The following is a 19,292-nucleotide window of genomic DNA, read 5'->3' as shown; positions in this document are numbered from 1 at the left end:
ACTACCCCGTCACTCTCAATACGCTTTTCTTCGCGCGCGCGCCTATGCCCGCAACATCTTCATAAATTAGCAGCAATGCGGGAATTAATAAAAGCGTGATCGCCGTAGCAAACAAAATACCATACCCCAAAGAAGCTGCCGCCGGAATGAGAAACTGTGCTTGAATCGACGTTTCACCCAATATTGGATACAAACCCACAAAGGTGGTAATTGAGGTGAGCAATACCGCCCGTAGTCGACTGGTACAGGCCTCAATCACTGCATTTTCTAGTGCCATACCCTCTCGGCGTAATGCGTTAAACCGCGACACTAACAACAAGCTGTCGTTCACCACAACGCCGCTTAGCGCTAAGATACCATTAAGTGATAATAGACTAAGCATTAAACCGTTCGACCAGTGCCCAATAATAGCGCCCACAATACCAAACGGAATGGCCGTCATAATAATCAAAGGTTGGATATACGATTTAAGCGGTATGGCCAGCAAAGCAAATATAGACAGCAATGCGAGGATAAAAACGCTTTGCATCGAACTTTGGGTTTCCGCCTGCTGCTCAGCTTCCCCAGCAAAATACAGCGATAAGTCTTGATACTGCTTTTCTAACTGAGGTACAAAGCTCTCGTTTAAGTAATTAACCAACTCTGTTGACGTGATGATGTCACTATCTACCGAGGCGCTTACTGTTAGGGCGCGCAATCCATCTATACGGACCACTTGCTTTTGCTGAACATCTTGAAAAACGGTGGCCACCACACTCAAAGGCACCACAGTTCCATCATCTAAGCGCACTTGCGTATTCATAACGTCAGAGGGGTTCATGCGGTCTTCTTCAGGGTACCGCACCCTCACTTTTACTTCGTTTTTATCGCGCAGGTAACGCTGTACAATTTCACCACCAAACGCTTTTAGTAACTGTTGCGACAAGCTTTGCGTGTCCATCCCCAGCGCTCGCCCTTGAGGCGTAATCTCAAAACGCATCATCGCTTCGCCAGGCGTTAGCGAGCTTTCAATGGCATACACCCCATCAATGTCTTCAAGTACTTCCTGAAAAGCTGTGTTCGCCGCAATAAGCGTATCTTCGTTAATGCTTTTAAGCTCCACTTTAAAGCCATCTACCATTTCTCTGCGGGAGCGAATTTTCAGGCTTTTCACCCCCTCCAAGGTGCCGGTTAACGCATTCCATCGTGCCGAGAGTTCATCTAACGAATAAGGCTGAGATTCATCTAGCGAAATCGTAATGGTGCCACTTTGATCACCACTGGCGGTGACTTGTAAGCTGCTGATGCCAGAGCCCTCTGCGCCTTTTTCAGCAATGAGTTGACGGTCAGCTTCTAATGCATTTTGCTCTAGCAACAATAAATTGCGCTCGTTTTGCCCAAAGCTTGCGTCACTGTAAAGAGATAAGTTAGCGGTGACGGTGTCCCCTTGCATGCTAGGGAAAAAGCTCACTCGCACCGCGCCGGTTAATGGCAAACTCATGACAACAACAAATAGTGCAATAAAAAACAGCACAGCGGCATAGCGGTAAGTTACCGTGACCTTTAAAAGAGGCTGATACAACCGGTAGTTAAACCATTGCAATCCAGCATCCGCTTTTCCTTGTACCTTATTCCACAGCCCCGCAATGCCCTTTTTAGGTGTGGTTTTGGTTGGTAGGTGCGCCAAGTGAGCAGGCAATATGAGTTTTGACTCCACCACTGATAGCAGTAAACACAAGGTAACAATGGTGCCGAACTGGGAATACAAGGTGCCTAAACCACCAGAAACATTAGAAAGCGCAAAGAAGGTTGCCACTGTGGTGAGCACCCCAAACAAAGTAGGAATAGCCACTTTGTGCGTTCCCGCAATGGTATTTTGTAAAGTATCACCGTACTGTTTACGGGTGGCGTAGACACTTTCCCCCACCACAACCGCATCGTCAACCACTATCCCCAATGCCATAATAAAGCCGAAAGTGGTCATTTCGTTCAACGTCATATTGGTATATGAGTCTGTCATGAAGTACAGGGTGCCGAAGAAAATAAACGGTAATCCCGCCGCGACCCAAAATGCCACTCGAAGGTTCAAAAACAGCGCAAGTGTCACAAACACCAGTGCAATCCCCATTAGGGCGTTATTAGTAAGTAGGGTTAAACGCTCCGTGATAAGCGTACTTTTATCGTACCAGGTTTCAATTTCAATCCCTTGTGGCAACAGCCCTTTTTCGTGCCATTCATCCACCACTCGATGAGCTTGTTCAACCATTTTGGTGACGTCGCCATACTCATCCATGAGCACTTGGATACCATAACCATTTTGCCCATTATAGCGTGATAAATTATAGCTATCGTCGGCGAACATGTCGGTAACCTTCGCTACATCACCTACTGTTAGGATAACCCCATTACTGCTGGTAAAAAGCGGTATACTGGCAAAGTCTTTCGCATAGTAAGCCTGTTCAGACGCTTTTAACCGAATCACCTTTTCTTTGTTTCGTAAACTGGTAGTAAGTGCGGTATTAGATTCTTCATTAATGGCGTTTGCCACGTCTGAAAGCGTCAACCCATAGGCTTGAAGTTTTGCCTCGTCAATTTCTATCGACATCATAGGATCGATAAAGCTACCTGCGCTGACTTCCCGAATCGCCTCCGTCGCCAATAAGTCCCGCTCTAATTTCTCACCTAGGTATTGCAACGTTGCATGGTCTGCATCACCGTAAAGCTGTACCCAAATAGCATGTTCCTGTCTGCGCGCCTTATCAATAACAGGGTTTTCAGCATCCGAGGGAAAATTAGAGATACTGTCTACTTCAGTTTTTATATCGTCGAAAAGCACATCAAGGTCGTACTCGGTTTCCTTTTCTACCTGTACGCTTGCACCGTTTGCATTTGAGGTGGAGGTAATGCGTTTAATACCCGGAATGGCTTCTAGCGCATTCTCTATTTTGATGGCAATCCCCTCTTCTGCTTGCTCAGCATCACCACTTTCATAGGTCATAGAGATAGTGACAAATCTGGGTTCCATACTAGGGAATGCTTCTTTTCGAATATCCCCCATTGAGACCAAACCCAAAATGATCAAACTCACCATTAAGAGGTTTGCTGCCACAGAGTTTTGCGCAAACCAGGCAATAATCCCTTTGTGATTAGTCATGACCTACCCCTCCCGTACGTCCTTCAACCACAGGGGCCACGGCAGTATTTTCTAAATAGCTGTTTAACGGCCGAGCCACAACTAGTGCCCGTAATGCATTGTTGTACGGCGTAATAAAGGCAAACCCATCCCGTTCAAACAACACCTCAGGGGTAAATTTTTTCAATAACCCAGTATCGGGTTCAACCAACCACACTTCTTGTTTTTGGGATACCGAAGACGCCGGAATTTTCCACACATTGTCCAGCGTGCGACCTTCAATTTCTGCACTAACAAAACTGCCAAATGTTAACGGTACAGGCTGCATCAAAGGGTCGTTTACGGTAACCACAGCATTACGCTGGCGCGTACTGGCGTCTTGATGTAATTCAGCCCGTGAGACCACGGCTGTCCAATGATTGTCGGTAGCTGAATCGGCAATCGTTACAGGCCAATCTAAAGATTCACCGGCAGTAAAATTGGGCAGTTGTGCCCATTGACTTGGCGATAGTGCAACGGCAATTTCAGCTGTGTTTAGCGAATACAATGTAGCAACCGTTTCACCAGACTGAACATAGCTCCCCAAAGAAACATCCCGGGTCACCACGAGCGCATCAAAAGGTGCCGTTATCTCAGTGAATGCCAAATCTCGCTTCGCTGTTTCCAGTACCTGCTTAGCCTCATCTAAACTTGCTTGCGCCGCTTTTAATTGAGGTTGTCGCAACACTAGCGCTGACGCGGGTTCGCCTTCTAAGCCAGAACGCTGCCATTCATCTAATGCTTGAACACCTTGTAAACGCTCTTCTTCCAAAGCCACCACGGCACTTTCATAATCAGTTTTAGCGCTACTTAATGCTTCGACATAATCGGTATCATCAATAAAGGCTAATACCTCACCTTTTTTCACTACAGCACCGGTTTGAAATGTATCGGAAAGCTGAGTAATACGGCCACTGACTTGCGCCACCAAGGTGAGCGCATCTATAGGCATCACTTCGCCGTACCCTTTTACCGACGCTTTATAGGACGAGGTTTGTACTGCGAAAACCCCCACCTGAGCCAAGTTACTGTTACTCGTTTCTGTGGCATTGCTTTTTCGCATTCCGGCCCTTGGGCCCACGCCACGCATTCCATTTGCAGGCCTTTCACCTTGGGCTGGCGCAAACGCAGCATTTTTATTCATTCCGCGAGGCGTATCTGGTTTTTCATTTACCTGTTTATCTACAGGCACACTATTGGCTTGGGCTTTATTTCCGGCACTAGATGGCATCCCTTGGCGTCCACCGCCCATGTTCATCATGGTATAAACAATAGCCAACGCAATGCAGGCTGCCGCTAAAAGGGTAACGATAACTTTCTTGTTTTTCATTGAGACACTCCAAGGCCCAAAGCAAGGCCTAAGTCGATACGATTTTGAAGTTGTGATGCACGCAACTCAACCTGTTGCGCTTGCAAATCAAAGCGGGTGTTGTAAACAGACAGCAAGTCAAGAATGTCAGCGAGCCCCTGACGGTAATCACCAGAGGTGCTCTGGACACTTCTTTGCGCATTGTCAATTGCCTCTGCAGTAAAGCGAATACGTGCCGTTAGGGTACGCTCGTTGTCTATGGCATCTTGGGTTTCTTGAACCGCATTAAGTAGGGTTTCTTTGTATTGCCACCACGCAGTCAATGCATTTAGCTCGGCCGTATCTACTTGCGCTCTTAATTCCCCCCCCTGAAAAAGTGGCGCGGTAATCTGGCCTAACAAACTCCACAAAGGGTTCGTGAATAAGGCGTCAGAAGCAGAGCTCGCTGTGTCGGTTAATGCCGCAGATAGATTAATGCTAGGTAACAAGGCTTTGTAAGCGACATCGACATTGTATTCTGAAGCTTTGATCGTAAAGTAAGCGGCTTGCAGGTCGGGGCGTCGTGCCAAGTCTTGATCGGGAACAGACGTTAAAGGTACAAGTACGTCTGGATAGGACACATTTGAATGCAATTCAGGTAGCGACTGCTCTTGGCGACCCAGCAACACCGCTAGTGTGCGCTTGGATGCCGCTAAAGCGTATTCGTACTGAGCAATGGTAGCACGGGTACTTGCACTGCTCGTTCTTGCGGTATCCAAATCATCCAAATCTCCTAACCCTGTTCTGTAACGGGTTAAAATTATGGCTTCTTGGTTCTCTAATACTTGCAGGCGCTGACGTTCAATCGCAAGCAGATTCTGTTGAGTGATAACCTCTATATAGCTTCGAATTACACTGGCAGCTAAGCTATCTCTGGCCGACTGATAACTCGCCCGCGCGCTCGCAGCATCTAAGTTAGCCGCGGTGACACCATCAGCAATTTTCTGCCATAAATCTAGCTCCCAGCTAACCGATAAGCTACCGGTAAAACTCGTGTCAGATTGCTCACCTTTAGCGCCACTTAAGCTGGCGTCTATATTAAGATTGTCTTGAGACTCAGTACTTTTAATGGCCACCTGCGCTTGTCGCAGAGTAATCAGTGTTTGCTGCAAACTGGGGTTGTGACTTAGCGCTTCATCAATGAAGTCAGACAGGTGCTCTATGCCAGACACATCAATGAGATCGGTAAGCTTGCTTGCGGTAATTGCCGCGGCAGGCGTTTTGTCATCACGGGTAAGAGGCTGCCAAGCCACTTTATTGCCGGTGATTGTCTTTGCAGATTCGCTAAGTGATTTGTCACCCACATTGGCACATGCACCTAATAGCAAACTCAGTGCTATGGCGCATGCTGTTTGTTTCGTTTTAATCATTTACCTTTCCCATACTGCCCTTATCGGTGCACCGCGACAAACAATGCCGCTTATATGGAGGTATTATTTCAAAGCCAAGGTTAAGGAAGGGTTAAGGCAAAAAAATACCAGCACAAAGGCTGGTATTTTTTATTTAGCGGCGTACACAACGCTAATGGAGATTATTCATCGTCTTCGACTAGGGTCATCAATGATGTATTACCACCGGATGCAGTAGTATCAATACTGATGGTTTTCTCGGTCATTAATCGCTGAATAAGATTGTCGTTATATTCAGCAGTAATAACAGGTAAAATGGCGCCTTCACGGGAAGACAACATTGCCGTGATACGCGCCGTTCTTTCCGTGCTAGAGTCCACCACTACCCCAGACAAGTCTTCGTCCATTAATAACGTATCTAGATGAGCTAGACGAGCGACTTGGAACAGCCCTTTCGGTGCGCCAGTGGCTTCAAACTTGTTCTGAATTTCCACCGCTTCGTCGTAGAAGATTTCCGATACTACCGACACCACAGGGTTCCCTGTAGAAAGCGCCGTCACAATAGAAAGTAACCAATATTCAAACGTGACTTCTTTGTCGGCAAAACATACCAATATACCTCGGGGCTCTAGATATAGCTTATTCGACTCACCTGTTGGACCGGGTAATGTCTGTGGTTTTGCTAACCTACGCTCTACACTGGTAAGTTGTTGACGGGCTGTGGCAAGGGTACGATTTAAATCGTCTGCCAACTCATCAACAATATCGACCTTGGCTATCTTAGCAAGCAACTGACGCACCATTGAAATGCGATCATTTAGTGCGGTATGACGCCATTGAGCTTCTACCGATTTAGCTCTGTCCATCATGATGTGCGCCCGCTCAGCAATCTTTTCATCACCTACAAGTGCCGTATCGGTAGTATCGATATCATCAATATGTGACGGCTTAGGTGTCGCTCGCTCCATCATTAAGCGTGGCAGATAATTAGGGCCACCCGCTTTCGGCCCAGTGCCAGAAAGGCCTCGTCCACCGAATGGTTGCACACCCACAATGGCACCAATCATATTGCGGTTAATATACACATTACCCGCACGGCTTTTCGCGGCTAATTCATTAGCGCGCTCTTCAATACGAGAATGAATTCCCATGGTCAGTCCATAACCTGTGCCGTTAATTTGCTCAAGCACATTGTCGAGCTCTTTCGACTTGAAGCGAATAATATGAACAACAGGGCCAAACACCTCTTTTTCAAGTACCTGTATGTTGTCAATTTGATAAAGCGTTGGCGCAAAGAAGGTGCCCTTCTCTGCACCAGCTGGCATTTCATTGCGGTAGAGCAAGGTGCCTTTGTCTTCCATAAAGGCTTGGTGATCGGTCAGGCTCTTCAATGCTTTTTCATCAATTACCGGGCCCACATCGGTGGCCAATTGAGTCGGGTCACCCACCGTCAGCTCTTTCATTGCACCAATGAGCATTTCGGTGAGATCATCAGCAATATCTTCTTGAACAAACAAAACACGCAACGCGGAACAGCGTTGACCCGCGCTTTGGAAACCAGAATGAATAACGTCATCAACCACTTGTTCAGGCAGCGCTGTTGAATCAACAATCATACAGTTTTGCCCGCCGGTTTCGGCAATCAACGGGACTTGCTCCCCGCCACGCTCTGCCAACACCTGAGAAATTAAGGTGCCGGTTTGCGTAGAGCCGGTAAACATAACCGCTTTAATACGCTCATCAGGTAACAAGGTTTCGCCCACTTCTTTTCCGGGAGAAATAATCAATTTAAGCGCATCTTCCGGTAAACCCACCGAGTGCATAATGTCCACCGCCCGCTGGGCAATCATGCTTGTTTGCTCTGCAGGTTTTGCAATAACCGTGTTGCCTGTGACTAACGCAGCTGACACCTGGCCTAAGAATATGGCTAATGGGAAGTTCCACGGACTAATACACAACACCACCCCGCGAGGTAGCAAACGCTGATCTTCTGCTATTTCCTGAGCACGCACCGCATAGTAGCGACAGAAATCTACAGCTTCACGCACTTCATCTATGCTGTCTTGTGCAACCTTGCCCGCTTCACGCATACAAATGGCAATAAGCTCTGCCATGTGACGCTCTAAGGCATCGGCGGTACGATTTAAGATTTCTGCTCGCTCGGCCACATCCCTTTTAGACCAAGCTTCAAAGCCAGATTGCGCTTCATCAAGAGCTTGACGCATATCATCTGGCTTGGCGTAATAGTGATAGCCCACCACATCATTTTTATCGGTTGGGTTTAACACCGGCGTGGCACCTTCAGGCACGCAGTCGGTCACTTTGTAGTACTCTTGCCAGCGTTCTAGTTCGTGTTTAAGGGCAGTGACCGCATTGGTATCGGTAAGGTCCAGTCCTCTTGAGTTGTCGCGCTCTGGTGCATACAGACCACGGGGCGTTTTAATCAACTTGTTATAACGAACCTTCAAACGTTGGGTTTTTTCTACCGGGTCTTCCAGTAGTGCTTCAACCGGTTTTTCATCATCAACAATGGCATTAACAAATGATGAATTCGCCCCATTTTCCAGTAAACGTCGAACCAAATAGGCCAAGAGGTCTTCATGCTCTCCCACGGGGGCATAAACTCGGCACTGAATTTTGTCTTCTGTCACCACTTGATCGTAGAGGGTGTCGCCCATGCCGTGTAAACACTGGAACTCAAATCCTTCTTTGTCATCCCCTGCTAATTCAACAATGACTGAAGCGGTATACGCATTATGGGTAGCAAATTGCGGATAAATAGTATCGCGATATTCAAGCAGTCGGTTGGCACACGCGTGATAAGATACATCAGTGGATGACTTGCGGGTAAACACCGGGAATTCCTCTAACCCTGCTTGCTGGGTCATTTTTATCTCAGTATCCCAATACGCGCCTTTCACCAAGCGAACCATTAATGGTCGGCCCACCTCTAAGGTTAAATCTCGCAGGTGCTCGATAACATGAATGGCGCGTTTTTGGTATGCCTGCACGGCAAGGCCAAAGCCGGTCCAACCGTTTAGCTCATTATCGCGAAAGACGGCTTCAATAATGTCCAGAGATAACTCAAGACGGTCGGCTTCTTCCGCATCCACGGTAAGGCCAATATCGTATTCTTTCGCCATAAGACATAAGGCTTTAAGGCGCGGTGGAATTTCCTCCATGGCGCGTTCACGATGAGAGAACTCAAAGCGTGGATGAATCGCCGATAATTTAACGGAAATACCTGGCGAGCGTTTCGGCCCGCGACCATTCGCCGCTTTCCCAATCACCTTTATGGCTTTTACGTAGGCATCATAGTACCGGTCGGCGTCACCCATAGTACGAGCACCTTCACCCAACATATCGTATGAGTAAACGTAACCCTTGGTTTCTTTGTCTTTGGCTCTGTCTACCGCATCTTCAATGGTTTCACCCATGACAAACTGACGCCCCATCACCCGCATGGCAATATTCATGGCACGGCGAATAACGGGTTCACCCAAGCGGCCCAAGGTTTTTTTCAACAACCCAAACTGTTCTTGCTTACGCTTATCTGCATAGTTCACCATGTTGCCGGTGAATAAGAGCCCCCAGGCAGATGCGTTAACAAATAGTGAATCAGAATTCCCCAAATGCGGCGTCCACTGACCTTTGGACAATTTGTCTCGAATTAACTCATCTTGTGTTTCGCGGTCTGGCACACGCAATAGTGCTTCGGCCAAACACATCAATACCACCCCTTCGGCGGTAGACAATGAGTACTCATTCAACAGCGCGTCAACACCACCGTGCCCTTCTTGCTCACGGCGAATTTGCAGCACCATTTTTCTGGCTCGTTCCCAAGCTCGACTTCGCGCCCGAGGGTTTACTTCGGCAATAGGAAGAATTTGATCCACGGCCACTGACTCGCTAATGCGATAGTAGTCACGAATGCGCTGGCGCAGAGGAGATGTTGTATGAAGTGTGTCGTTAGTGAGCATTGCAACCCTTTCGTAGAAATAGCTGTAATAAAAGCGTTTCGTCAAGAAAACCTTTGGTTCTTTCATCGCGAAACACGCTGTTTTGCTAGCAAAGCTTTCACTTTGCTTTTATTCGCCTGTGTTCTTTAAACTTTAGACTAAAGGATGAAGATCACGGTACCTTTTAATTTGCGCGGATACTAGCACAAACTTCCTATGTGAAAAGCCTCTGCTGTCAACTTTTTCTACCACCCAAGACAATCTCTTTAAATACCGCTAATTCCCCGTCAGCTTCCACAGGTTTACGCTTTCTTATCACTGGGCAAAGTAAGTCTATCGTCTTATTACCTTCACACAAAAAAAGGCGCACACTAAATGTTAATAAAATGTTTTATCTCTTTTTAAATACGAGATTAAGACTACACTTATAAAACGAAAAAAATGGGTGTTAATTATGTGGTTAAGAAACTTTAGTTTGATTCAACGACTAGGCATTATTGCCGTGCTTATTGGGCTGCTCTTTTTGCTTCTCACTGGGGTTGTATTAAATCGACACTATCAAGCCTTAAAAGACAAATCTTATGAAGAAAACAAACACCTCGTTGAGGTGGTTCATACATTATTAGGCCATTATGCAGATAGAACGGATATCGATGCGCAACAAGCAAAGTCACAAGCGTTAGAAGCAGTCAAAGCGCTGCGTTATGACAACAGTAATTATTACTGGATTCAAGATGCAACACCTAGCATGGTGATGCACCCTATAAAGCCGGCATTAGATGGCAGAGATCTTCGCACCTTTAAAGACGGGAATGGCAAAGCGTTTTTTGTTGAAATGGCACAAACAGCCAAGCAGAAGGGCGAAGGCTTTGTGGATTACGTCTGGCCGCTACCCGGCGAAGATACGCCTACGGATAAAATTTCTTACGTCAAGGCCTTCAAGCCTTGGGGGTGGACAATAGGCTCAGGCATTTATTTAACGCATTTAGAAGAAGAATATGCGCATTTAAGAAACATCATTATTATTTTTTGCGTGATCAGTGTGGCGTTGGTGATTCTGCTGATTTACATCATAGGAGGCAGCATTGTTAAGCCTGTGCAGGAAATCGCAGAGCGCATGAAAGATATCGCCAGTGGTGAGGGCGATTTAACTCGCTCGCTACCCGAAAAAGGGCAAGATGAAATAACGCGTCTGGCACGCTACTTTAATCAGTACACAGACAAAATGCGCCAATCGCTTATAGGCATTAGAGACAACATTGCCGCCCTCACTGAACAAGCCGAGAAAGTAAAAAGCGTGAGTGACGACAGCAACGCTCAAGCGCACGATCAAAACGAAAACATGTTGCAAGTGGCGGCGGCCATGGAGCAAATGACGACCCAAATTCACGACGTGAGCAACAACGCTGACGCTGCTGAAAAAAGTACCGTTAGCGCGCGTACGAATGTCCAAGATGGTGCTACGGTTGTGGAGCACACAGTGACCGACATTCGTTCACTCACCTCTGACATTGAAAGTGTTAGTAGCGTGGTGACGGCATTAGCCGAACAATCACAAAGCATTGGCGCTGTACTTGATGTGATACGTGGCATTGCAGAGCAAACAAACTTACTGGCCCTTAATGCTGCCATTGAAGCTGCCCGTGCGGGTGAACAAGGAAGAGGGTTTGCGGTGGTGGCAGACGAAGTGCGTACCCTTGCTAGTCGAACAGGTCAAAGTACCGATGAAATACAAGCGATGATAGAAAAGCTGCAAAGTAATGCCAAAAGTGCCGTTGACGCGGTGCATGTTAGCCAATCGGCATCGGTTAAAACGGTGGAAAATGCAACGCAGGCCAATCAAAGTCTAAAAGAGGCTGACAGATTAATGACCGACATTTCAGGCATGAGCAGTGAAATTGCCCGAGCCACTGAGCAACAAGCTGAAGCAGCCAATGAAGCGAACATACGTATAAACGCGCTTTCAGGGGCAGCCGATAGCAGCTTACGAACCGCTGATGACCTCGCAAAAGCGAGTTTAGCGCTGAAAGAAAGCTGTGTAGCGATAATGGATATTGCGAATAAATTTAAACTCTAACTGCTACTTAGTATGTATGGAAGTCTGCGTATGACTGATTTACACTGAATCACGAAAACGCAGGCTAAGCAAAATCAAGGAGTGGAAAATGAGTAGCAAGGCTAAAGGCAAGTCGATATTACTGTGGGTGGTCGGCTTTTTTGTGGTGCTTTTCTTGGTGTATTTTTTATTCGCCAACACCATTATTAAATTAGTTTTAGAGTCTAAACTGGGTGAATCCTATGGGGCGGAAGTTAATATTGCAGAGTTTGATCACTCATTATTTCCTACCACTGTCACCTTAAAAGGGATTGCACTAACCAACCCCACCAAACCCACACACAACCAAGTTCTGGTTGGAGAGGCGAACGCCGATGTGGCTTTAGCTCCCCTGCTTGACGATGAAGTTATTGTTAATGAACTCAATTTATTAGATGTGCAATTTGATACGGAGCGCGCCTCCACTGGCGAAGTATATCGTGTACCTGAGCGTTCACTGTCCTTTGACGAAATAAAAAGTAAAGCACAAGAAGCCGTTCCTAGTGTGGACGAACTCCTTGAACGGAATCCATTGAAAACCACTGCCGCTATCGAGAACGCCAAAGCTGCCTATGAAACCTATGGTGAAGGCCTCAAGACAGATTATGGTAATTTGCCTGATAAATCGCGAATCGACTACTACAAAACACAAGTCACGCAGCTGAAAGAAACTAACTACCAGGACCCTCAAGCGTTGCTTCAGGCTAAGTCAGCGTTTGGCCAGTTAAAAGAAGAAATGTCTGCCGACCGCGCGCGCATTGCCGACTTTACTAGCAAAGCCTCAAACGCAAAGCGTGAGTTAACGGAAGCCATTAGCGCGCTTAAATCAGCGCCTCAAGAAGATTATGCTTTGCTTAAAGGCGTGATTGCTGGCGATCAAGCCGCACTGTCACAAGTTACCTATTTTGTGTTTGGCGATAAAGCGGCGGAATACACAGAGTACTTGATGTCGGCGATGCAAATTGTCATGCCCCTTATTCAAGGGGAAGAAAAAAGTGAAGCGCCTACCGAAATTCCCTCTATTTTAGTGAAAGAAGCCAATGTCTCTGTACTTTGGCAAAACGAGGCTATCACCAGCAAATGGAATAACATCACCAATGTTCACGAAGTATTTGGTAACCCCACCACCTTTAGCATTGAAGCAGCAGGAGACTTACTAAAATCGTTTACCTCTAGCGGTGAATTTTGGATAGATAGTAGCGGAGTCGATGCTAGCCAAGTGTGGTCTTTAGCGGGCGTCAATATGTCGAATGTGGCTTTTAGTGGAAACGACACGCTCGACGCGGTTTTAACCTCGGCATTGATGACCACCACAGGGTCGATGAAGGTGACTGACAACACCTTAACCGGCACCGGCGATGTTGACTTGCAAGACCTTGTGATGGAAGCAACCGGCAGCAGTGATGTCACTAGCGCTATTGCCAATGCACTCCAATCATTAAGCAGCCTAAGTATGACCATGCTTCTTGATGGTACACTTTCAAACCCTAACTTTAATATAAAGTCAGACTTAGACAACAAGCTTGCGCAAGCAGCACTGTCTCAGTTAACGGCCTCCCAGCAAGATAAACTGGACGAACTTAACAATAAACTTAACAGCATGATAAGTAACGAGCAGTCGCTTTTATCTGGTGAGTTGGTCGACGTGAACAGTATGCTGAGTGCAGCCCAAGGCGACAGCGAAGCATTGCAAGCCTTGTTGCAAACCCAATTAAACAGTGTGGTAGAGCAACAGAAGAACAAGCTATTTGATAAATTAAAGGGCAAATTCGGTCAAGGGGAGTAAAGCACCTTTGACTCAGCGCCGCTTCGCGGCATAATACAACACATGAGAGGGCGGCTAGCCGCCCTTACTTATTCTTCGCTAACCCAATATCAGGTGCTCTCGTGTGGCAAGATAAATGGATCCCCGTTGTACTTCTCGTTTTGCTAGGGTTACTGCAATACCGGTTATGGTTTGGCAAAAACAGTATTCCCGATTATTTAAATCGTGAACAAGAAGTACAAGCACAGGCAGAGCAAAACGCCAACCTAGCTCAGCGTAATGCGTTGTTAGAAGCTGATATTAATGACCTAAAAATTGGCTTAGAAGCCATAGAAGAGCGTGCTAGAAATGAGCTTGGGTTAATAAAGCGAGGTGAAACTTTTTACCGGATCCTACCTGCTGATAGTAAGTGAGAATAATGACATCCCCCCATGTTGTTGCGGTTATTCCCGCAGCCGGCGTTGGCAGCCGCATGCAAGCCGACCGCCCCAAACAATATTTATCCCTAGCGGGTAAAACCATTCTAGAACATACAGTGACACTTTTACTTAACCACCCATCGGTGAGCCGAGTAGTCATTGCGATAAGTCATGATGACGACTTTATTCATTCGCTGCCAATAATAGCAAATGCCAATATAGACTTGGTGGAAGGCGGTAAAACCCGCGCCGACTCGGTGTTAAATGCTTTAGCTACCTTGCCAGAAGAAAGTTGGGCGTTAGTTCATGACGCAGCGCGCCCTTGTGTATCCCATCAAGACATTGACGCCCTGCTGGCCGTAATGAACAACAGCAATACTACGGGAGGCATATTGGCCTCACCCGTGAGAGATACCATGAAACGTGCCTGTGATCACGGCCAAGCCAGTCTCATTTCCCATACGGAAAGTCGAGAAAATTTGTGGCATGCACTGACCCCGCAACTATTTCCTACAGGCGTACTTTTGCGGGCATTGAACAAAGCGCTCTCTAACAGCGTCACCATCACAGATGAAGCCTCGGCCATAGAATATGCTGGCGGTAAAGTGGCACTCATAAACGGAAACCCTGCCAATATAAAAATAACCCACCCCGCTGATCTCCCACTGGCTGAGTTTTATATAAAACAAACACATAAGGTAAATGAATAATGCGAATTGGACACGGCTTCGATGTACATAAATTTGGCGGTGAAGGCCCCATTACTGTCGGCGGTGTGAAGATAGAACACGCGCAAGGCTTACTCGCCCATTCTGATGGTGATGTGTTGCTACATGCCCTGTGTGACGCTATCTTAGGTGCAGCTGCTATGGGTGACATAGGTAAGCATTTTCCTGATACCGACGACGCCTATGCGGGTGCAGATAGCCGTGTACTGCTGCGCCACGTTGTAAACATTGTAAAAAATAAAGGTTTTAGGTTGATTAATGCAGACACCACTATAGTGGCTCAAGCCCCTAAAATGGCGCCACACATTAGCCAAATGCGAGAACATATTGCGCAAGATTGTGAATGCGACCTTGATGATATCAACGTTAAAGCCACCACCACTGAAAAGCTGGGCTATACCGGCAGAAAAGAAGGCATTGCAGCCCACGCTGTGGTGCTATTGGAAAAAGCATGAAGCCATTAGAAACACAGCATTGGAATTATTATTTTAGCAAACCGGTATCCACCGGTATCTTTAAGTTTCAAGCCGACGATTTTGTCGTTGAAGAGGACTTAGGTTATACGCCTTGTGGTGAAGGTGAGCATCAGTTTATTTACGTAGAAAAGGTGAATAACAACACCGCGTTTGTGGCGGAGCAATTAGCTCGTTTCACAAAATTACCATTGCGACAGGTAACCTATGCTGGGCGTAAAGACAAATATGCGTTAACGCGGCAGTGGTTTGGTATTCACGCACCAGGCAAAGCCGATTTTGACTTTAGCGATTTTGAGCTGGAAGGTGTGCGTGTATTAAAACAAGTGAGGCACAATAAGAAGCTACGGACAGGACAGTTAAAAGGCAACGCATTCACCATCACGCTTCGCCAAGTTGTTCATCCCGAAGCCATTGAGTCTCGCTTAGCAGAGATTGCCGAACATGGTGTGCCTAATTACTATGGTGAACAGCGATTCGGTGTCATGCGCGTAAACGAAATGGGAGACGTCCAACGAGGCGGCAATTTGCTCATGGCGGAACGCATGATAAACGGAGAAGCCATTCGCCACAGAAATAAACGTTCAATGGCATTATCTGCCTTACGTAGTTGGTTTTTCAATGAGGTGATTTCATCACGAATTGCACAGGGTGACTTTGACAAGGTGCAAGATGGTGATGCCATGGTACTCGCTGGCTCAAACAGCTTTTTCATTGAAAACGCCGAATCAAAAGAAAGCCAGCAGCGCTATCAACAAAAAGACATTTGTCCTTCTGCGCCGTTGTGGGGGGCGGGCGAGTTAGCCACTCTTGGAAAAGCTAAATCTCAAGAGCAAGCGATAGCGAGTACGCACCCTGAGGTAGTAGACTTTTTATCCCAGTGCGGATTTGAACAAGAACGCCGTGCAATAAAAATTTGGCCTTCACAACTTGAATGGCATAGTAAGGGTGATACATTAACCTTATCGTTTTCGTTGCCAAGTGGCTGTTTTGCCACATCAGTACTTCGAGAGTGCATTGAGACAGTGGCGCCTGTACATAGTATTTAAGAGTGTTTATGAAAATATTAATGAGTAATGATGATGGCGTTTTTGCAAAAGGATTAGCCGTATTGCATGACATTGTCGCCCGTGAACATGACGTGACAGTGGTTGCCCCTGATCGAAACTGCAGTGGTGCGAGTAATGCATTGTCACTGCATCAGCCACTACGCGTTCAGACAATGGACAGTGGATATTACTCAGTAAGCGGTACACCGTCTGACTGTGTTCATTTAGGGTTATCACGCATTTTAGAAAATGACCCTGAATTGGTGGTATCTGGCATCAATCATGGCGCAAATTTAGGGGACGACGTGGTGTATTCAGGCACCGTTGCCGCCGCCACTGAAGGCCGTTATATGGGCTTACCGGCGATTGCAGTCTCATTAGTGGGAAAGGAAGCTAAGCACTTTGAAACCGCCGCAAAGGTTGTGTTAGAAATAATACGTAAGTTACAAACACATCCATTGCCAGCCAATCAAATATTAAACGTTAATGTACCTGATGTTCCTTATGAAGAATTAAAAGGCATTGAAGTGACCCGTCAAGGGAGAAGGCACCGCGCTGAACCCATGATTGAAGACACTGACCCTTTCGGCAGAACCGTGTTTTGGTATGGTCCAGCGGGTAAAGAACAAGACGCAGGACCGGGAACAGACTTTCACGCTATTGCTGAAGGATATTGTTCTGTCACCCCATTGAGTGTTGATATGACCGCTTACCAAAGCCTAGATAATATGAAGGCGTGGCTAGCAAAGTAACGAAAGTACACAAACAATAATAAGCGCCGATATCACGTTGTAACACCGCGCATAACAAGGAAAATAAGCAACATCATGAGAGCTTCCAGAAAAGGGGATGCCCTGGCACAGCTGCTTTATGACGAAGGAATACGTTCGCAGTCTGTGCTCAATGCCATAGCAGGCACGCCAAGGGAGGCATTTTTACCCGACGCCCTAAAACATAAAGCTTACCAAAATACCGCGCTACCTATTGGTCAAGGTCAAACAATTTCACAACCCTATATTGTGGCGAAAATGACCGAACTGCTGTTAGATAGCCCCAATAAACCTGAAAAAGTGTTAGAAATCGGCACAGGTTCGGGTTACCAAACAGCTATTCTCGCGCAACTGTTTGCCAAGGTGTTTAGCGTAGAACGGATAAAATCGCTGCAATTTCACGCTAAAAGGCGAATGAACCAGCTGGATTTACATAATATTGCAATGAAACACGGCGATGGTTGGAAAGGATGGAGCTCAAAAGGCCCATTTGACGCCATTATCGTGACGGCTGCTGCCAGTAGCTTACCGCAAGATTTGTGTGAACAATTAAAAGAAGGTGGGCGCTTGATCATTCCTGTTGGCAATGAACAACAATCGTTGTTGTGTATCGATAGGGTGGAGGGTGAATTAAAAACCACCACAATAGAGGCCGTTAGGTTTGTTCCTTTAATTGCAGGAGAACTAATGTGAAACTGTTTGAGCCATTGTACGACATGGCGTTACGTTGGGCACGACACCCCAACGCGGAAAAGTACTTGGGTGGCTTAAGTTTCGCAGAATCTGTTTTCTTTCCTATTCCGCCTGATGTCATGCTAGCTCCCATGTCGCTATCGCAACCTGATAAAGCATGGCGGTTCGCCATTATTACTACCTTTGCGTCCATTGTGGGCGGCATTGCGGGATACTTCTTAGGTTACCTAGCATTCGATGTGTGGCTTGCCCCCTTAATTGAACGTTGGGGGTACGGCCATAAACTAGACGTAGCGATGGACTGGTTTGCACAATACGGTGTCTGGGTTGTATTTATCGCAGGCTTCTCTCCTATTCCCTATAAAGTATTTACGATTAGTGCTGGTGTGCTAAACATGGCATTCTTCCCTTTTTTACTCGCATCAGCGGTAGGCAGAGGCGCACGCTTCTTCTTGGTTGCTGGGCTAATGCGATGGGGGGGCGCGGCCATGGAGGCCAAACTGAGGCAATATGTCGAAATACTGGGCTGGGCCACGGTAATCCTCGCCATCGTCGCCTATCTGGTATTGCGGTAATATGAATAGACAGGGATGGTTTATTTTCATTGCTGCTAGCGTAATTACCCTACTGCAAGCTTGCAGTAGCCGCACCGCACCAGCCCCTGTGGTGCTGCTAAATAGTCAACTTGAAGAAGAGTCCGGTGGCTTTACTGCCTCCACCTACGAGGTGAAACCTGGCGATACGTTGTTTGCTATTGCATGGTATACGGGAAATGATTACCGCGATCTTGCAGATTTCAATAATTTATCCGCCCCTTTCCGAATTTATCCTGGTCAAAAATTGCGCGTCACTGCTCCCGCATCACAACAAAAAAAGCCAACAAAATCAGCTAAATCTACAAAAAAATCAGACAAGCAGACCACTCAGTCTACACCTCCGACCACCAAAACCATAGACAAAAGGTTAGTTGACCCTCCTATACCACAGGGGTATGGTGAAGGTGAAAAAGTTGTTAAGCGACAAAGCGTTACCAGCGTCAAAAAGACGGCAGAAAACGTCAAAAAGACAGCGCCCACCCATTTCCCGGATAAGGTGAAAAAGTGGGTTTGGCCAGCTAAAGGAAACATTGTAGGTACCTTTAGCAAATCAGAGTCAGGTAACAAAGGAATAGACATTGCTGGGGCAAAAGGAAGCGATATTCTCGCTGCCGCAGCAGGCAAAGTTGTTTACTCAGGTAATGCGCTACGTGGTTACGGTAACTTGGTTATTATTAAACATACCGACACATTTTTAAGCGCTTATGCATACAACGACACCATTTTAGTGAAAGAAAGAGAATGGGTGTATGCGGGGCAAAAAATAGCCACCATGGGAAACAGCGGCACAAATTCGGTAAAACTTCATTTTGAAGTTAGGTATCGCGGTAAGTCATTAGACCCTATGCGTTATCTGCCAAAAACACAAAAATAACAATAAAGAATAAGAATAAAATG

Annotated in this window: 14 protein-coding genes; 10 read left to right on the top strand and 4 right to left on the bottom strand. The window is 46.6% G+C overall.

Annotation, left to right across the window (positions count from 1 at the left end):
• Position 1: 1 nt before the first annotated feature.
• From EP13_RS02930 to putA, 4 genes are all read right to left on the bottom strand, one after another.
• Positions 2 to 3,133 (bottom strand): efflux RND transporter permease subunit, encoded by a 3,132-nt coding sequence (locus EP13_RS02930; RefSeq protein ID WP_044055935.1) that lies wholly within the window; start codon positions 3,131 to 3,133, stop codon positions 2 to 4.
• Positions 3,126 to 4,481 carry an efflux RND transporter periplasmic adaptor subunit gene (locus tag EP13_RS02925; RefSeq protein WP_044055934.1) on the bottom strand — a complete coding sequence of 452 codons (1,356 nt, stop codon included), beginning with the start codon at positions 4,479 to 4,481 and terminating at the stop codon, positions 3,126 to 3,128. Before EP13_RS02925 ends, EP13_RS02930 begins: the two co-directional genes overlap by 8 nt.
• The gene (locus EP13_RS02920; RefSeq protein ID WP_044055932.1) at positions 4,478 to 5,869 is read right to left on the bottom strand and encodes a TolC family protein; all 1,392 of its coding nucleotides are present in this window, start codon (positions 5,867 to 5,869) and stop codon (positions 4,478 to 4,480) included. The genes EP13_RS02925 and EP13_RS02920 overlap by 4 nt, the downstream gene beginning before the upstream one ends.
• A 161-nt stretch (positions 5,870 to 6,030) precedes the next feature.
• Positions 6,031 to 9,828 carry a bifunctional proline dehydrogenase/L-glutamate gamma-semialdehyde dehydrogenase PutA gene (gene putA, locus EP13_RS02915; RefSeq protein ID WP_044058699.1) on the bottom strand — a complete coding sequence of 1,266 codons (3,798 nt, stop codon included), beginning with the start codon at positions 9,826 to 9,828 and terminating at the stop codon, positions 6,031 to 6,033.
• 433 nt (positions 9,829 to 10,261) lie between these two features.
• On the opposite strand from putA, the gene EP13_RS02910 reads away from it, so the two are divergent.
• The 10 genes from EP13_RS02910 (at position 10,262) to EP13_RS02865 (ending at position 19,269) form a co-directional block, all read left to right on the top strand.
• On the top strand, positions 10,262 to 11,884 hold the full coding sequence (locus EP13_RS02910) for a methyl-accepting chemotaxis protein (protein WP_044055930.1): 1,623 nt from the start codon (positions 10,262 to 10,264) through the stop codon (positions 11,882 to 11,884).
• Positions 11,885 to 11,972: 88 nt separating this feature from the next.
• Positions 11,973 to 13,688, top strand: coding sequence for a TIGR03545 family protein (locus tag EP13_RS02905; RefSeq protein WP_044055929.1), 1,716 nt, complete (start codon positions 11,973 to 11,975; stop codon positions 13,686 to 13,688).
• 101 nt (positions 13,689 to 13,789) lie between these two features.
• The gene (gene ftsB / locus EP13_RS02900; protein ID WP_044055928.1) at positions 13,790 to 14,080 is read left to right on the top strand and encodes a cell division protein FtsB; all 291 of its coding nucleotides are present in this window, start codon (positions 13,790 to 13,792) and stop codon (positions 14,078 to 14,080) included.
• Positions 14,081 to 14,085: 5 nt separating this feature from the next.
• The gene (gene ispD / locus EP13_RS02895) at positions 14,086 to 14,796 is read left to right on the top strand and encodes a 2-C-methyl-D-erythritol 4-phosphate cytidylyltransferase (RefSeq protein WP_044055926.1); all 711 of its coding nucleotides are present in this window, start codon (positions 14,086 to 14,088) and stop codon (positions 14,794 to 14,796) included.
• Positions 14,796 to 15,269, top strand: a complete 474-nt coding sequence (gene ispF / locus EP13_RS02890) for a 2-C-methyl-D-erythritol 2,4-cyclodiphosphate synthase (protein ID WP_044055924.1) — start codon at positions 14,796 to 14,798, stop codon at positions 15,267 to 15,269. The genes ispD and ispF overlap by 1 nt, the downstream gene beginning before the upstream one ends.
• Positions 15,266 to 16,336, top strand: coding sequence for a tRNA pseudouridine(13) synthase TruD (gene truD / locus EP13_RS02885; RefSeq protein ID WP_044055922.1), 1,071 nt, complete (start codon positions 15,266 to 15,268; stop codon positions 16,334 to 16,336). Before ispF ends, truD begins: the two co-directional genes overlap by 4 nt.
• 8 nt (positions 16,337 to 16,344) lie before the next feature.
• Complete coding sequence (gene surE, locus EP13_RS02880) at positions 16,345 to 17,088, top strand: 5'/3'-nucleotidase SurE (RefSeq protein WP_044055920.1); 744 nt, start codon at positions 16,345 to 16,347, stop codon at positions 17,086 to 17,088.
• Between the two features lie 75 nt (positions 17,089 to 17,163).
• Positions 17,164 to 17,799 (top strand): protein-L-isoaspartate(D-aspartate) O-methyltransferase, encoded by a 636-nt coding sequence (locus EP13_RS02875; RefSeq protein WP_044055919.1) that lies wholly within the window; start codon positions 17,164 to 17,166, stop codon positions 17,797 to 17,799.
• Positions 17,796 to 18,374, top strand: a complete 579-nt coding sequence (locus EP13_RS02870) for a YqaA family protein (protein ID WP_044055917.1) — start codon at positions 17,796 to 17,798, stop codon at positions 18,372 to 18,374. Before EP13_RS02875 ends, EP13_RS02870 begins: the two co-directional genes overlap by 4 nt.
• Position 18,375: 1 nt before the next feature.
• Positions 18,376 to 19,269 carry a peptidoglycan DD-metalloendopeptidase family protein gene (locus EP13_RS02865; protein ID WP_052364258.1) on the top strand — a complete coding sequence of 298 codons (894 nt, stop codon included), beginning with the start codon at positions 18,376 to 18,378 and terminating at the stop codon, positions 19,267 to 19,269.
• Positions 19,270 to 19,292: the final 23 nt, after the last annotated feature.

Origin of the sequence: Alteromonas australica, assembly GCF_000730385.1 — a bacterium.
In the GTDB taxonomy this organism is placed as follows: domain Bacteria; phylum Pseudomonadota; class Gammaproteobacteria; order Enterobacterales; family Alteromonadaceae; genus Alteromonas; species Alteromonas australica.
The sequence above is the reverse complement of the archived record's forward strand: the minus strand, read 5'-3'. Positions and strand labels throughout refer to the sequence as shown.

What these genes read in the sequence shown, in the direction of transcription:
- EP13_RS02930 (WP_044055935.1), bottom strand. Translation starts at nt 3,133, where the DNA reads ATGACTAATCACAAAGGGATTATTGCCTGGTTTGCGCAAAACTCTGTG.
- EP13_RS02925 (WP_044055934.1), bottom strand. Translation starts at nt 4,481, where the DNA reads ATGAAAAACAAGAAAGTTATCGTTACCCTTTTAGCGGCAGCCTGCATT.
- EP13_RS02920 (WP_044055932.1), bottom strand. Translation starts at nt 5,869, where the DNA reads ATGATTAAAACGAAACAAACAGCATGCGCCATAGCACTGAGTTTGCTA.
- putA (WP_044058699.1), bottom strand. Translation starts at nt 9,828, where the DNA reads ATGCTCACTAACGACACACTTCATACAACATCTCCTCTGCGCCAGCGC.
- EP13_RS02910 (WP_044055930.1), top strand. Translation starts at nt 10,262, where the DNA reads ATGTGGTTAAGAAACTTTAGTTTGATTCAACGACTAGGCATTATTGCC.
- EP13_RS02905 (WP_044055929.1), top strand. Translation starts at nt 11,973, where the DNA reads ATGAGTAGCAAGGCTAAAGGCAAGTCGATATTACTGTGGGTGGTCGGC.
- ispD (WP_044055926.1), top strand. Translation starts at nt 14,086, where the DNA reads ATGACATCCCCCCATGTTGTTGCGGTTATTCCCGCAGCCGGCGTTGGC.
- ispF (WP_044055924.1), top strand. Translation starts at nt 14,796, where the DNA reads ATGCGAATTGGACACGGCTTCGATGTACATAAATTTGGCGGTGAAGGC.
- truD (WP_044055922.1), top strand. Translation starts at nt 15,266, where the DNA reads ATGAAGCCATTAGAAACACAGCATTGGAATTATTATTTTAGCAAACCG.
- surE (WP_044055920.1), top strand. Translation starts at nt 16,345, where the DNA reads ATGAAAATATTAATGAGTAATGATGATGGCGTTTTTGCAAAAGGATTA.
- EP13_RS02875 (WP_044055919.1), top strand. Translation starts at nt 17,164, where the DNA reads ATGAGAGCTTCCAGAAAAGGGGATGCCCTGGCACAGCTGCTTTATGAC.
- EP13_RS02865 (WP_052364258.1), top strand. Translation starts at nt 18,376, where the DNA reads ATGAATAGACAGGGATGGTTTATTTTCATTGCTGCTAGCGTAATTACC.